Source organism: Saccharopolyspora sp. NPDC002686 (genome assembly GCF_040295745.1).
Classification (GTDB): Bacteria; Actinomycetota; Actinomycetes; order Mycobacteriales; family Pseudonocardiaceae; genus Saccharopolyspora; species Saccharopolyspora oryzae.
Window position 1 is genome coordinate 1 of the sequence record NZ_JBEOVY010000006.1, and the last position, 13,386, is coordinate 13,386.

Genomic DNA, 13,386 nt, shown 5'->3' on the forward strand with positions numbered 1-13,386 from the left:
GTGACGAATACCGGGTTGACGCTGCCCAGCTCGCCGAAGAACGGGATCGGCTCCGGCCGGCCGGTGGCGATGTCGAACAGCGCCCGGCCCGCTTCGATCGAGCCGGTGAACGCGCCGGCCTTCACCCGCGGGTCCGCGATGGCCGTGCGTCCGGCGTCGGTGCCGAAGATGACGTCGAAGAGTCCATCGGGCGCGCCAACGGACTCCAGCGCCTGCTGCACGACCTCAGCCGTGGCGGCCGAAAGCCTCGGGTGGCCCGAGTGCGCCTTGACGACGACGGAGCAACCCGCGGCGAGCGCCGAGGCGGTGTCCCCGCCGGCCACGCTGAACGCGAACGGGAAGTTGCTGGCGGAGAAGACGAGGACCGGGCCGAGCGGTTCGAGCACCCGGCGCAGGTCGGGCCGCGCGCCCATCGGCCACTCCGGATCGGCGCGGTCGATCGTCGCCCCGAGGTACTCGCCGCGCGTCACCGCCTGGGCGAAGAGCCGGAGCTGGAACGCGGTGCGGACCACTTCGCCGTTCAGCCGGGGCTCGCCGAGGGCGGTCTCCTCGTCCGCGATCGCCACGAGCTTCGGCGCGGCCTCCTCGAGGGCCGAGGCGATGGCCTCGAGCGCGGGGGCGCGGTCGGCTGGCTGGAGGCGGCTCCACCGCTCGAACGCGCCGACGGCGGCGTCGAGCTTGTGCGCAAGCTCCTGCGGGCTCGTCGCACCGGTCATCGGGCACCTTCTTCCCACATGTGTCCAATATTTCGGACAACGTCTTCTGGTCAAGACACAGTTGCATTCTCGTCCGACCTAGTCAATGGCCTTGACGGCGACAGCGGGCATCTTGATACTCAACCCGTAAGACAGTGTCCGAAGTTTCGTACAACAAGGCGAGGTTCGATGAGAGCAGCAGTCCTGCGCCGGCCCGGTACGCCGTTGACCATCGAGGACGTCGACCTCGACGACCCCGGGCCGGGCGAGGTCGCCGTCCGAGTGTTCGCCGCCGGGGTGTGCCACAGCGACCTGCACTACATGAACGGCGATCTCCAGGGCCGCCTGCCCGCGGTGCTCGGGCACGAAGGCGCCGGTGTCGTCGAGCGGGTCGGTGCGGGCGTGACCCGGGTCCGGCCCGGCGACACCGTCATCACCCTGTGGCGGCCGCGGTGCGGCGAGTGCGAGTTCTGCCTGACCGGCCGGCCCGCCCTGTGCCCGCTGGGGAAGGTGCAGGCGACCTCGGGTGGTCTGCCCGACGGGACGTCGCGACTGGCGTTGAACGGCGAGAAGGTCCACCACCTCATGGGGGTTTCCTGCTTCGCCGAGAAGTGCGTGGTGTCGGAGCGCTCGGTCGTCGCCGTCGACCCGGCCGTGCCGCCCGCGGTCGCGGCGATCACCGGATGCGCTGTGGTGACCGGCGTCGGTGCGGCGCTGAACGTCATGGAGGACGTCGCCGGATCGGGCGTCGTGGTGATCGGGGCCGGCGGTGTCGGGCTCAGCGCGGTGATGGGCCTGCGGCTCGTCGGCGCGAACCCGATCGTCGCAGTGGACACAGTGGACACCAAGCTGGACAAGGCGCTCGAGCTCGGCGCCACCCACACGATCAACGCGAGCACGCACGACGTCGCCGAGGAGCTGGCGAGGATTTCGCCGCGCCCGATGAGCTGGGCGCTCGACGCGGTCGGCGCGCCGCAGACGCTCCAGCAGGCGTTCGAGGTCGTGGGGACGGGCGGCACCGTGGTCGCCGTCGGGCTCGGCAAGGTGGGCGCCACCGTGCCGGTGCCCATCAATCCCCTGGTGCAGCAGGAGAAGCGGCTGATCGGCAGCCTCTACGGCTCGGCCAACACCCCGGTCGACATCCCGAAGCTGATCGACCTGTTCAAGGCCGGTCGTCTGCCGCTGGACAAGCTGCTCGGCGAGCAGTACGAGCTGTCGGAGATCAACGAGGCCTACGCCGCGCTCTCGCGAGGAGCCACCGGTCGCGCGGTGATCCTGCCCGGGGGCGAGGGGTGAGCGTCACGCCGCGTCGGACGCTCCGAGGCGTTGCGACATCTCCTTCGCCCCGGCGAGGACGAGCTCGACGTGGCGCTGCTTCTCGGCGTCGCTCCACCGCACGACGGGCACGGAGATGCTCATAGCGGCCACGCAAGCGCCGAGCCGGTCGTACACGGGCGCGGCGACGCAGGCGGCGTGGTCGTTGGACTCGCAGTTCTCCTCGGCCCAGCCGCGCTCGCGCGCCGCGTCCAGGTCGGCCAGCAGCCGGTGGCGGGTGGTGATGCTGTTCGGCGTCATCTTCTGCAGCGCCCGGTCGTCCGGGAACAACGCGTCCAGTTCGGACGCGGGCAGGGCGCTCAGCATCGCCTTCCCGCCGGCGGTGCAGGTGGCCGGCAACCGGCTGCCGGCCTGCGACACCAGGCGGACCGGGTGGGTGCTGTCGATGCGGACGATGAACACGACGAATCCGCCGTCGCGCACGACGACCTGGACCGTCTCGCCGCAGGCGGCGGCCACCTCGGTCGCGCACTCGCGCCCGACGCTGGCGAGATCGATGCCGCGCTCGTACCCCGCGCCGAGCTGCAGCGCTTTGACGCCGAGCGCGACGCGCCCGGTCTCCTTGGACAGGGTGAGGTAGCCGCGGTCGACCAGCGTGTTGACCAGCTCGTGCGTGGTGGCCCGCGGCAGGCCGAGCCGCCGGGTGATCTCCGGGACGCGCAACTCCTCGGTGCTCTCGGCGAGCATTTCGAGGATGTCCAGGCCCCGGCGCAGGGCTGGAGCGGTCAGGCGGGCCATGATTTCCTCCCAGTGCCAAGGTGCAGACAATGTCCAAAATATCAGACACTCTCGACTTCGTGAGGAGACCCGTGCAGAACGACGCGATCCCGGAACTGGCCAGGCGATTGTGGCAGGCGGGCAACGGCGAGCCCCCGGTCGACCCGGAGCTGGCCGGTTGGCTGGACGACCTGGAGTCGGCCCACGCGGTCGAGGACGCGACCCGGGCCCTGGTCGTCGACGCCGGCGAGCGGGTGATCGGGTACAAGATCGGTCTCACGTCCCAGCCGGCGCGAGACGTCTTCGGGGCTGGTGAACCGGCGGCCGGGCACCTGCTCGCCAGCAGACTGCTGCCCGAAGGCGAGGACCTCGCCATCGCCGAGCTGTTCGCGCCGAAGGCCGAGGTCGAGATCGCTTTCGTCCTCGGCGAGGCGCTCCCGGGCCCGGACGTGACCGCGGGCGATGTCCGCAACGCCACCGCGGAGGTCGCACCTGCCTTCGAGATCGTCGACAGCAGGTGGCGAGGAGGCCCGTCGACGCTCCCGATGCTGGTCGCGGACAACACCAACGCTGCTCGTGCCGTGCTCGGACCCCGCGTCGGGCTCCCCGGCGGGAGCTTGTCGGAGGTCGTCGCGACCCTGTCGATCGGCGACCGGGAGATCCCGGGCAGCGCCACGGCCGTCATGGGCGACCCCGCCGAGGCCGTCGCGTGGCTGGCCCGGCACCTGCTGAACCGCGGGCTCCGGCTGGAAGCCGGTGACATCGTGCTGAGCGGAACCCTTTGCCCGCCAACGGTGATCAGCGCCGGTGATCGCCTGGTCGCCGATCTCGGCGAGCTGGGCCGGGTCGCCCTCGACGTCGACTGATCGCCCGACGCAGCGGTGCCCGCTGCCGGGGGCAGCGGGCACCACTTGCACCTCCGGTGTCACACGCCGAGGGTCTTCTCCAGCGCGGCCAGTCCGTCGGAGTAGATGCCGTGGAACAGGGCGATCGCCTCCTCGTCGCTCGCCCCCACCGGCGTGAAGGTGCCGGACCACTCCACGCGGCTCTGCGAGTCCGACACCTCGTGCACGGTGATCGTGGAGCGGTAGCCGGTGACGGGGAACGGGGCATCGACGATGGAGTAGGTGTACGTGCGGGCGTCGTTGTCGAACGCTTCGAGGCGTTCGACGATGGTGCCGCCCTCCGCGTTGGTCAGGCTGCGGACGCGCCCACCCTCGCTGAGCTCGCTGGTGGGGATGTAGGGCAGCCAGTCGGGCAGCGAGTCGAAGCCGCCGATGAGCTGCCAGACGCGGTCCGCGGGCACCGGGATGTCGACGCTCGTGGTCGTGGACGCCATGATCTCTCTCCTGGGCAGTTGGCGTGTTGGGGTCAGGCGGTGGGGACCGGGGCGTTCGGAGCGATCAGCTCCTCGGCGCGCAAGGCCTCCCAGAAGGCCGCCGGGACGGTCTCGTTGAGCGCGGCCACGTCCTCGGCGATGCGGCTCGGCCGCGTGGCGCCGGGGATGGTCGCGGCGACGGCGGGGTGGGCGAGGGAGAACTGCAACGCCGCCGCCTTGATGCTCACACCGTTCTGCGCGGCGAGCGACTTGATGCGCTCCACCTTGTCGATGATCGCGGCGGGGGCCTTCTGGTACTCGAAGTGCTGCCCGCCGGCGAGGATGCCGGAGCTGTACGGACCGCCGGCGACGATGTCGACGTCCTGGGCCTCGGCGGCCGGCAGCAGGCGCTGCAGGGCGCGGTCGTGGTCGAGCAGCGTGTAGCGCCCGGCGAGGAGGAACCCGTCCGGCTTCGGCTCGTCGAGGTCGAGCGTCATCTCCAGCGGCTCGACCTTGTTGACGCCGAGGCCCCAGCCCTTGATGACGCCTTCGTCGCGCAGCTTCTGCAGGACGCGGAACGCGCCGGTGCGGGCGGACTCGTACGCGGCCACCCACTCGTCGCCGTAGAAGTCCTGCGCGACGTCGTGCACCCACACGAAGTCGAGGCGGTCGGTCCGCAGCCGCTTGAGGCTGTCCTCGATGGACCGGATGGTGGCGTCGGCCGAGTAGTCGGGGACGATCTTGTTGGGGCGGCCGTGCTCGAAGATGCCGCCCTTCTCGCCCAGATCGCGGGAAGCCGGGTCCTCGACCTCGTCGAGGATGATCCGGCCGACCTTGGTGCTCAGGGCGTACTCGTCGCGCGGGCGGTCGGCCAGCACGTCGCCCAGCCGGATCTCGGCCAGGCCCGCGCCGTAGAACGGGGCGGTGTCGAAGTAGCGGATTCCGTTGTCCCACGCGGCCTGCACGGTGGCCGCCGCCTCCTCGTCGGGGATGGCGCGGAACATGTTGCCCAGCGGTGCGGTGCCGAAGCCCAGCTTTCCGGGCAGGGAGGAAGTGATGGACATGCTGAGTGATCCCTCGAATTGCGGGCTGTGACGGGAAATCGCACCTGCATCCGGTGCTCGCTCCGTCGGTTGACAACTTCAAGGCTAGGGACGAAACTTAAGACTGTCCAAGACTTGCTTGGACACAGTTAAGTCTTCTGAGGTCTCAAGATGTTGGACTTGCGGCAACTCCGCTACTTCGTCGCCGTCGCCGAAACCGAACACGTCGGTCAGGCCGCCGAGCGGCTGCACATCTCCCAGTCGCCGCTCAGCAGGCAGATCGCGCAGCTGGAGAAGAACCTGGGGCTCACGCTGTTCGAGCGCTCCCAGCAGCGAATCCGGCTCACCCGGGACGGGCAGGTCTTCCTCGCCGAATCCCGCGCGCTGCTCCAGCACGCCGACCGCCTGGAGAACCTGGGACGTCGGCTGGGCCGCGGGGAAGAGGGCGGCCTGTGCATCGGCTACGTCGCCGATGCCATCCACACCGGAATCCTCCCCAGTGCACTGCGGACGCTGCACGACGCACAACCCGACGTCCACATCGCGCTGTACAACCTGTTGCCCAGCGCGCAGTTCGAAGGTCTGCGGCAGCGCAGCCTCGACATCGCGCTCGTGCACGCGCCGCCGTCCGAGGACGACCCCGACCTGGTGTCGGCGCCATTGCTCCAGGACCCGCTGCTGCTCGCCATGCCGGCGAAGCATCCGCTTGCTGCCAAAGGCGAAATCGCACCGAGCGACCTCGACGGCCAGCCGTGGATCGCGATCGAGAACGCCCAGGATCCCGCCTGGCGCGACACTTTCGTCGCTTCCTGCGCTGCCGCGGGCTTCACTCCGGACATCCGCCTCGACGCCGCGGAACCGCTGACCGCGCTCGGTCTGGTCGCCTCGGGGCTCGGACTCGCGCTGGTGCAAAAGAGCATGGCAGGCGCCACCACGGAGGACATCGAGGTGCGCGAACTCCCTTGGCACGACGGTTGTGTCAAGCTGTGGGCCGCCTGGCACCACATCGACCTGCGGCCCGTGGTGACCGCGTTCCGCGCCACCGTCCTCGGCACGAGCAACGCCGCATAGCACCGAATCGTCCATCGTGGAACAAGTCCACGATGGACGGTTCAGAGGGTGGTAGGGCACTCAGCTGGTGGCGAAGTGCGGCAGCACCTCATGTGCCAGCTCCTTGAGCACCTCTTCGACCGGGCGGTCCCCGGGGCGGAGGTTGAAGGAGACGTGCGCGACACCGAGCTCGCCCATCGCGCGCAGCTGCTCGATGAGGGCCAGCCGGCCGGTCCGCATGCCGAGTCGGAGCGGGGTGGTGTCGGCGGTGGGGTCGTCGAGCAGGTCGAGCTGCATCGGGGTGAGGTACGGCTTCGAGGCGTCCCCGGTGAGCTGCCGCCACTCGTCGGTCTTCTTGCGCAGCGCCCCCAACTGACGGGGGTAGTTGAGGGACGCGTCCGCGTTCTCGGCGATCCACTCGGTGGACTGCTGCGCGGACCCGGCGATGGCGATCGGGATCGTCGAGCCGGTCGGCTTGGGCAGCACCTCGAGCCGGCGGTCGGCGGTCAACCCGATGTCCGGCAGATCGATGCCCTCGCCCGGGGAACGCGGCGCCCAGGCCGCGCGGAGGATCTCCACGCCCTCGCGGAACGCGGCTCCGCGGGTGTGGAAGTCCAAGCCGAACAAGGGATATTCGACCGGCCGGTCGCCGCTGGCCAGGCCGAGCACGAACCGTCCTCCGGACAGCACGTCGACAGTGGCCGCCGCCTTGGCGACCAGCCAGGGCTGGCGCAGGGGCAGCACGACCGCGGCGGTGCCGAGCACCGCGCGCTTGGTGATCGCGGCCAGGTGTCCCAGGTGCGTGAAGGTCTCGAAGACCGAACCCGCGTCGCCGAACTGGACCGGGTCGTGGAGCGGGACGTCCCGCACCCACAGGGCGGCGAAGCCGAGGTCGTCGGCCAGCTGGGCCAGGCGGGCGTGTTCGGAGAGGTCCGGGATGCCGAAGGGCCGTTCCCCGGTGCTGAGCCGGGACTCGCCCCAGTCGTTGTCCAGCGGGAGCTCGAGGCCGAGCGTCGGCAGACCGGTCGGGCCGACGAGGCGGTCCAGCGCGGTGGATTCGGAAGGCATCGTGATTCCTGCGGGGGAGGCGCCGGGCAGGCCGCACGGCTCGCGCGGCCTGCCCGGCGGGCGGTCAGTTGAGGGTGTCGGGGTCCGGGCCGGTGCGCAGGCCCCGGTCGAGACCGGCGATCGCGGTCATCTCGTCCTCGGACAGGGCGAAGTCGAAGACGTCGATGTTCTGCTGGATGCGGGCCGGGGTGACCGACTTCGGGATCACGATGTTGCCGAGCTGCAGGTGCCAGCGGATGACGACCTGGGCGGGCGACTTGCCGTGCCGCTCCGCGATGTCGGTCAGCGTGCTCTCGCGCAGCATCGCGCCCTGCGCCAGCGGGCTCCACGCCTCGGTCGCGATCCCGTGCTCGGCGTGCACGGTGCGCAGCTCGCGCTGCTGGAGACCGGGGTGCAGCTCGACCTGGTTGACCACCGGGACGAGCGAGCTGTTGTCGATCAGCCTGCGCAGGTGCGCGGGCTGGAAGTTGGACACACCGGCGGCGCGGACCCGGCCGTCGGCGACCAGCTCCTCGATGGCCTTCCAGGTGTCGAGGTACAGGTCGCGCGCCGGGGTCGGCCAGTGGATGAGGTACATGTCCACGTGGTCCAGCCCGAGCTTGGCGAGGCTGCTGTCGAAGGCGGCGAGGGTCGAGTCGTAGCCCTGGTCGGCGTTCCACAGCTTCGTGGTGATGAACAGCTCGTCGCGGGCGATCCCGGATTCGGCGATGGCGCGGCCGACGCCGGCCTCGTTGCCGTAGATCGCGGCGGTGTCGATCGAGCGGTACCCGGCCTGCAGGGCGGCGGAAACCGCGGCGGTGGTCTCCTCGTCGGGCACCTGGAAGACGCCGAAGCCGAGCTGCGGGATCTCGACGCCGTTGTTGAGGGTGGTGGTGGGAACCATGGTGGTGGAACTCCTGGTGATCGTTGCGGATCGGGTCAGTGGTGGGAGGCGACCGGCTCGGCGCCCTCGGACGCCGGGACGGCGGCGGTCGCCCGGGTGCGGCGGTCGAGGAAGGCCGCGAGGAACGACAGCAGCAGCGCGGTGCCGGCGAGCAGGGCCCCGACCCAGTTGGGCGAGGTGTAGCCGAACCCGGCGGCGATCACGATCCCGCCGAGCCAGGCGGCGAGGGCGTTGCCGAGGTTGAAGGCACCGATGTTGGCCGCCGAGGCCAGGGTCGGCGCGGCGGAGGCCTGGTCGAGGATCCACTTCTGCAGCGGCGGGACGGTCGCGAAGCCCAGGGCGCCGATGACGGGCAGGGTGATCGCGGCCAGGACCTGGCTGTGCGCGGTGACCGTGAACAGCAGCAGGGTGCCGGACAGGAGCGCGAGCGTGACGAACAGCATGGGCATCAGGGCCTTGTCGGCGAACTTGCCGCCGAGCAGGTTGCCCAGGAACATGCCGATGCCGAACAGCACGAGCAGCCAGGTCACGCCGCCCTCGGAGTAGCCCGCGACGTCGGTCATCATCGGCGCGATGTAGGTGATCGCGGCGAACACGCCGCCGTAGCCGAGGACGGTCATCGCCATCGCGAGCCAGACCTGCACGTTGCGGAACGCGGTGAACTCGGTGCGGATCTTCGCGGCCTCGGGCTTGCCCTGCTCGGGGACGAGCGCGGCGACGCCGAGGAACCCGACCAGGCCGAGCAGCGCGACGATGGTGAAGGTGACCCGCCAGCCGAAGGCCTGCCCGACGTAGGTGCCGCCGGGGACGCCGACGATGTTGGCGACGGTCAGGCCCATGAACATCAGCGAGATGGCCGAGGCCTTCTTGTTCGGGGCGACCAGGTCGGCGGCGACCACGGAGCCGATGCCGAAGAACGCGCCGTGCGCGAACGAGGCGACGACCCGGCCGGTGAGCATGACGCCGAAGGTCGGTGCTGCGGCGGAGAGCGCGTTGCCGACGATGAAGATGCCCATCAGGAACAGCAGCATCTTCTTCCGGGACACCTTGGTGCCCAGGACGGTGAGGATCGGTGCCCCGACGAGGACGCCGAGCGCGTAGCCGGACACCAGCCACCCCGCGGCGGGGATGCTGACTCCGAACTCGCCGGCGACCTGCGGGAGCACACCCATGATCACGAACTCGGTGGTGCCGATCCCGAAGGCACCGATGGCGAGAGCCAGGAGCGCGAGAGGCATGTCGAGGCCTTCCTAGTCCGACTGCGTCTGTGTCTTACGAGCGTCGACAATAGTTGCACACGCGCGCTATTTCAAACGAGGCGTATTGTGATGTGGCAGATAGTTGCACACGCCTCATATGGGTGCAAGCTGGTAACGTTGGTAGTAGGTCAGCTGATAGGAGGTGCTCAGTGGGAATCGCCGACGACGCCGTCGAGGTCCGCGCCCACGGCTGGCGCACGCTCGCCGCGCTGCACGGGGCGCTCGACACCGCGCTGGAGAAGGCACTCCAGGCCGAGCACGGCCTCTCGGTCGTCGAGTACACGGTCCTGGATGCGCTCGGCCGCCAGGACGGCTGGCACATGCGCATGCAGCAGCTCGCCCGCGCCACCGCGCTCAGCGGCAGCGCGACGACACGGCTGGTCAGCCGCCTGGAAGACCGCGAGCTGCTCACCCGCATCCTCTGCAAGGACGACCGCCGCGGGATCTACACCGAGCTCACCGACGCGGGCCGTGCGCTCCTGGAGCGAGCCCGCCCGACCCACGACGCCGCCTTGGAGGCAGCGCTCGCCGAGGCGTCCGAAACCCCGGAGCTCGCCCCGCTGGTCGAAGCCCTCCACGGCCTGACCCAACCCGCGCAGGCGCTGCAGCGCTGACCGTCGTGCGCCGACGCCGTAGTCTGGTGTGGACAGTCATCGCTTCTCGTCGAGCAGTTCCAGGAATGCTCGTGCGGCGGGGGAAACGCCGGATGTGAGCGACACCGCCTGGACCGTGCGGGGTGCTACTCCGGCCGTCGGGACGCTGTCCACTGTGGGCATTCGGGCAGCGACGGCGGCGAAGACCACGCCGAGGCCGAGACCGCGTGCGACGAGCTGTTCCAGCATCGCCGTGGTGTCGGCCTCGAAGGCGACGGTGCGGGTGACCCCGGCTGCGGCGAACGCGGCGTCGTTGTGGCCCCGGATGCCGGAGCGGAGGGGCATGTCGACCATGTCCTCCTCCGCCAGCTGCGCGGGCGTGACCTCCGCGGACCCGGCCAGCCGGTGGCCGCGCGGGACGATGGCGACGAGATCGTCGGTGTTGAGCACGCGCCCGGCGAAGCCGCGGGGGAGCTCACCCGGGCCGACGTCGACGAAAGCGATGTCGCAGGTGCGCTCGCGCACCTGCTGCAGCTGGTCCCGGACCAGGGAGGAGCGCAAGGTCACGCGAACCGCCGGGTGCTTCTCCCGGTAGGTGGCGAGCAGGTCGGGCAGGTTCACGGCGGTGAGCGGAGCGATGCTGCCGATGACCAGGCTGCCCCGGATCTCGCTGCTGCGGGCCACCGCCTCGCTGCGAGCGCGCTCGGCCGCGGCCAGCGCCTCCCGAGCCGGTTCGAGGAATCCCTCGCCGGCCGGGGTGATCTGGACGCGGCGGCTGGTGCGCTCGAACAGCCGGACCCCCAGCTCGCTCTCCAGCCGGGCGATCTGCTCGCTGAGCGCGGACTGGACGACGAAGCAGCGCTGGGCGGCTCGGGTGAAGCTGCCGGTCTCGGCGACCGCGACGGCGTAGGTGAGCTGGCGGAGTTCCACGCATCCATCGTGATCTCCGATAGGTCCTATGGCAACTACCTGTTGGACCGATGCACGCGTGCCGGGAGAGCATCGGCGAGTGGCCGGATCCGCCCAGTTCCACCAGCGCTGCGCTCGCGTACTCGTTCTCCCGGAAGGAAAACGTCGTGGCTTCCTCCGCTGCTCAGCAGCCCTCGCTCCACAACGCTGCGCGCCCGGACACCCGTGATGGCCCGCGCCGCGGCACGGTCCTGCTCCTGGCCGTGGCCGTGGGGTTGTGCGTGGCCAGCAACTACTACGCCCAGCCGTTGCTGGGCACGATCGCCGGTGACCTGGGCATGTCGTCGGCGTCCGCATCGCTGATCGTCACGGTCGCCCAGGTCGGCTACGCCCTGGGGCTGGTCTTCCTGCTGCCGCTGGGCGATCTGCTGGAACGCCGCCGCCTGGTGTGCGGACTGACGCTGGCCACGTCGATCTCGCTGGCGCTGACCGCGATCGCCCCGAGCGGCGCCCTGCTGCTGGCCGGCGCTGTGCTGACCGGTCTGCTGTCGGTCACGGCGCAGATCCTCGTGCCCTTCGCCGCGGACCTCGCTTCGCCGCACCAGCGCGGCCGGATCATCGGAACCGTGATGACCGGTCTGGTGCTGGGCATGCTGCTCGCCCGCACCGCGTCCGGAGCGCTGGCCATCGTCGGGGGCTGGCGGACGATCTACGTGGTCGCGGCGCTGGCCATGCTCGCCCTGACCGCGGCCCTGCACCGCGCGCTCCCGCAGTTCCGGGGAACCGCGGCCTCGAGCTACCCGGGACTGGTGCGCTCCACCGCCCGGCTGCTGGTCGACGAACCGGTCCTGCGGGCGCGCGCGGCGATCGGGATGCTGGCCTTCGCCTGCTTCAGCGTGCTTTGGACTTCGCTCGCCTTCCTGCTGTCCGGGCCGGGTTATGGCTGGTCGGATGGTGAGATCGGGCTGATCGGCCTGTTCGGTGCTGCGGGCGCGATCGCCGCGCAGCTGGCCGGGCGACTCGCGGACCGCGGACTCACGACGCACACCACGCTCGTCGGCGCAGTCGTGCTGCTCGCGTCCTGGGGTCTGCTGCTGTTGGGGGCGCACAGCTTGGTGCTGCTGATCGCCGGGATCGTTCTGCTTGACCTGGCCCACCAGGGCGTGCACATCACCAACCAGTCGCTGATCTACGCGCTGCGCCCGGACGCGCGCGGGCGCATCACCTCCGCGTACATGACGTGCTACTTCGCCGGCGGTGCTATCGGCTCGGCCCTGGCCGGGGTGGTGCACGCCCGCGCTGGGTGGGCGGGAGTGTGCGCGCTCGGCGCCGTGCTGGCGGTCGCGCTGTGCCTGGTCTGGGCGGCGAGTTCCGTTCAGCGAGCCAGGATGCGGGAGCTGCGGTCAGTGGCGAGCGCCGCGTTCATGGGCGCGGGTTTGCTGGCGCTGATCGCGGTGGTGCTGCGCCTCGCCGCCTGATCCGAGCGGCGTCCCCTCAGGTCGATGTCCTTTGTGCACTGGGGGGCGCCGCTCGGCGGCGGGAGCTGTCAGGGCAGGATCGAGTCGACGTAGCCGCCGTCGACGCGGACCGCTCCGCCCGTGGTGGCCGAGGCGAGCGGGGAGGCGAGGTAGACGACCATGTTGGCGATCTCCTCGGGCTCGATGAGGCGCTGCAGGAGCGACTGCGGCCGGTTGGCGCGCATGAATTCGCGCTGCGCTTCGTCCCAGGGCAGCGAGCGGTCGACGAGCTGGTAGACGAAGTCCTCCACGCCGCCGGTGTGGGTCGGACCGGCGATGACCGAGTTGACGGTGACCCCGGTGCCCGCGGCGGCCTTCGCGAAACCTCGGGACGCTGCGAGCAGCGCGGTCTTGCTCATCCCGTAGTGGATCATCTCCTCGGGGATGACCACGGCGGAGTCGCTGGCGATGTTGAGCACGCGGCCCCAACCGCGCTCGATCATCGCGGGCAGCAGCAGGCGGGTCAGCCGCACCGCGGCGAGGACGTTGACCTCGAAGTAGCGGCGCCAGTCCTCATCGGTGATCTCCAGCGCCGGGATGGCGCCGAAGATGCCGAGGTTGTTGACCAGGACGTCGACCTCGCCGGCCAGCTCCACGACCCGGTCCGCCCCGTCCTCGGTCGTGACGTCGGCAGCGGCAGCGCGCACCGCGACGTCGGGGAATTCCTGCCGGATCTTGTCCGCAGCGGCGGTGACGGTCGCCTCCGAGCGCCCGTTGACGACGACGTCGGCACCGGCGCCGGCCAGTCCGCGCGCGATGGAGAAACCGATCCCCGACGAGGATCCGGTGACGAGAGCGGTCTTCCCGCTGAGATCGATGCGCATGCTCTGCCTCTCTGCTGTCTGCTGGCGCACGGGACGTCCCGGGATTCTCCTCCGCGGGACTTCCCGCCGCTGGCCGCGACTCGCGGCCATCCCGAGCCCGTGGAGATCGCGGCCGCCCGTCCGTCGCGGGGGTGGTGCGGGCGGCGTCGGGAACATAGGGTGGCTGCGCACAAGT

The 13,386-nt window shown here is 70.6% G+C and carries 14 protein-coding genes; 5 read left to right on the top strand and 9 right to left on the bottom strand.

The annotated features are described in order from the left end of the window. Positions 1 to 716 (bottom strand): aldehyde dehydrogenase family protein (locus tag ABTZ89_RS01595; protein WP_351038879.1); only part of this gene is annotated, 716 nt, incomplete at its 3' end. 168 nt (positions 717 to 884) lie between these two features. Between ABTZ89_RS01595 and ABTZ89_RS01600 the strand changes: the two genes are divergently transcribed. Continuing rightward, positions 885 to 1,991: a zinc-binding dehydrogenase gene (locus tag ABTZ89_RS01600; RefSeq protein WP_351038881.1), complete on the top strand. Its 1,107-nt coding sequence runs from the start codon at positions 885 to 887 to the stop codon at positions 1,989 to 1,991. 3 nt (positions 1,992 to 1,994) lie between these two features. Here ABTZ89_RS01600 and ABTZ89_RS01605 read toward each other — a convergent pair whose 3' ends face one another. Beyond that, positions 1,995 to 2,768, bottom strand: a complete 774-nt coding sequence (locus ABTZ89_RS01605) for an IclR family transcriptional regulator (protein WP_270954175.1) — start codon at positions 2,766 to 2,768, stop codon at positions 1,995 to 1,997. 71 nt (positions 2,769 to 2,839) lie between these two features. Between ABTZ89_RS01605 and ABTZ89_RS01610 the strand changes: the two genes are divergently transcribed. Next, positions 2,840 to 3,613, top strand: a complete 774-nt coding sequence (locus tag ABTZ89_RS01610; RefSeq protein ID WP_351038884.1) for a 2-keto-4-pentenoate hydratase — start codon at positions 2,840 to 2,842, stop codon at positions 3,611 to 3,613. Between the two features lie 59 nt (positions 3,614 to 3,672). Here the strand turns inward: ABTZ89_RS01610 and ABTZ89_RS01615 are convergent, their stop codons facing one another. Both ABTZ89_RS01615 and ABTZ89_RS01620 read right to left on the bottom strand, forming a co-directional pair. After that, entirely contained in the window at positions 3,673 to 4,086 is a 414-nt protein-coding gene (locus tag ABTZ89_RS01615) for an SRPBCC family protein (protein ID WP_351038886.1), read from the bottom strand. 32 nt (positions 4,087 to 4,118) lie between these two features. After that, on the bottom strand, positions 4,119 to 5,129 hold the full coding sequence (locus ABTZ89_RS01620) for an aldo/keto reductase (RefSeq protein ID WP_270953258.1): 1,011 nt from the start codon (positions 5,127 to 5,129) through the stop codon (positions 4,119 to 4,121). Positions 5,130 to 5,279: 150 nt separating this feature from the next. Here ABTZ89_RS01620 and ABTZ89_RS01625 point away from each other — a divergent pair, with 150 nt between their 5' ends. Next, positions 5,280 to 6,179 (top strand): LysR substrate-binding domain-containing protein, encoded by a 900-nt coding sequence (locus tag ABTZ89_RS01625; RefSeq protein ID WP_270953256.1) that lies wholly within the window; start codon positions 5,280 to 5,282, stop codon positions 6,177 to 6,179. Positions 6,180 to 6,239: 60 nt separating this feature from the next. Here the strand turns inward: ABTZ89_RS01625 and ABTZ89_RS01630 are convergent, their stop codons facing one another. The 3 genes from ABTZ89_RS01630 to ABTZ89_RS01640 all read right to left on the bottom strand — a co-directional run bounded on the left by ABTZ89_RS01630 (position 6,240) and on the right by ABTZ89_RS01640 (position 9,347). Continuing rightward, positions 6,240 to 7,226 carry an LLM class oxidoreductase gene (locus tag ABTZ89_RS01630; RefSeq protein WP_351038889.1) on the bottom strand — a complete coding sequence of 329 codons (987 nt, stop codon included), beginning with the start codon at positions 7,224 to 7,226 and terminating at the stop codon, positions 6,240 to 6,242. A 64-nt stretch (positions 7,227 to 7,290) separates the two neighbouring features. Then, complete coding sequence (locus ABTZ89_RS01635; protein WP_351038891.1) at positions 7,291 to 8,109, bottom strand: aldo/keto reductase; 819 nt, start codon at positions 8,107 to 8,109, stop codon at positions 7,291 to 7,293. Positions 8,110 to 8,144: 35 nt separating this feature from the next. Next, entirely contained in the window at positions 8,145 to 9,347 is a 1,203-nt protein-coding gene (locus ABTZ89_RS01640; protein WP_351038893.1) for an MFS transporter, read from the bottom strand. Positions 9,348 to 9,517: 170 nt separating this feature from the next. Here ABTZ89_RS01640 and ABTZ89_RS01645 point away from each other — a divergent pair, with 170 nt between their 5' ends. Next, positions 9,518 to 9,982, top strand: a complete 465-nt coding sequence (locus ABTZ89_RS01645; protein WP_351038895.1) for a MarR family winged helix-turn-helix transcriptional regulator — start codon at positions 9,518 to 9,520, stop codon at positions 9,980 to 9,982. A 36-nt stretch (positions 9,983 to 10,018) separates the two neighbouring features. Here ABTZ89_RS01645 and ABTZ89_RS01650 read toward each other — a convergent pair whose 3' ends face one another. After that, positions 10,019 to 10,891: a LysR family transcriptional regulator gene (locus tag ABTZ89_RS01650; RefSeq protein ID WP_351038897.1), complete on the bottom strand. Its 873-nt coding sequence runs from the start codon at positions 10,889 to 10,891 to the stop codon at positions 10,019 to 10,021. A 146-nt stretch (positions 10,892 to 11,037) separates the two neighbouring features. Between ABTZ89_RS01650 and ABTZ89_RS01655 the strand changes: the two genes are divergently transcribed. Beyond that, positions 11,038 to 12,348, top strand: coding sequence for an MFS transporter (locus ABTZ89_RS01655; RefSeq protein ID WP_351038899.1), 1,311 nt, complete (start codon positions 11,038 to 11,040; stop codon positions 12,346 to 12,348). 68 nt (positions 12,349 to 12,416) lie between these two features. Here the strand turns inward: ABTZ89_RS01655 and ABTZ89_RS01660 are convergent, their stop codons facing one another. Continuing rightward, positions 12,417 to 13,211, bottom strand: a complete 795-nt coding sequence (locus ABTZ89_RS01660; RefSeq protein WP_351038901.1) for an SDR family NAD(P)-dependent oxidoreductase — start codon at positions 13,209 to 13,211, stop codon at positions 12,417 to 12,419. Positions 13,212 to 13,386: the final 175 nt, after the last annotated feature.

Bases quoted from the DNA above. Each gene is read 5' to 3' on its own strand.
- ABTZ89_RS01605 (WP_270954175.1), bottom strand. From the start codon at position 2,768: ATGGCCCGCCTGACCGCTCCAGCCCTGCGCCGGGGCCTGGACATCCTC.
- ABTZ89_RS01630 (WP_351038889.1), bottom strand. From the start codon at position 7,226: ATGCCTTCCGAATCCACCGCGCTGGACCGCCTCGTCGGCCCGACCGGT.
- ABTZ89_RS01660 (WP_351038901.1), bottom strand. From the start codon at position 13,211: ATGCGCATCGATCTCAGCGGGAAGACCGCTCTCGTCACCGGATCCTCG.
- ABTZ89_RS01620 (WP_270953258.1), bottom strand. From the start codon at position 5,129: ATGTCCATCACTTCCTCCCTGCCCGGAAAGCTGGGCTTCGGCACCGCA.
- ABTZ89_RS01640 (WP_351038893.1), bottom strand. From the start codon at position 9,347: ATGCCTCTCGCGCTCCTGGCTCTCGCCATCGGTGCCTTCGGGATCGGC.
- ABTZ89_RS01635 (WP_351038891.1), bottom strand. From the start codon at position 8,109: ATGGTTCCCACCACCACCCTCAACAACGGCGTCGAGATCCCGCAGCTC.
- ABTZ89_RS01625 (WP_270953256.1), top strand. From the start codon at position 5,280: ATGTTGGACTTGCGGCAACTCCGCTACTTCGTCGCCGTCGCCGAAACC.
- ABTZ89_RS01600 (WP_351038881.1), top strand. From the start codon at position 885: ATGAGAGCAGCAGTCCTGCGCCGGCCCGGTACGCCGTTGACCATCGAG.
- ABTZ89_RS01615 (WP_351038886.1), bottom strand. From the start codon at position 4,086: ATGGCGTCCACGACCACGAGCGTCGACATCCCGGTGCCCGCGGACCGC.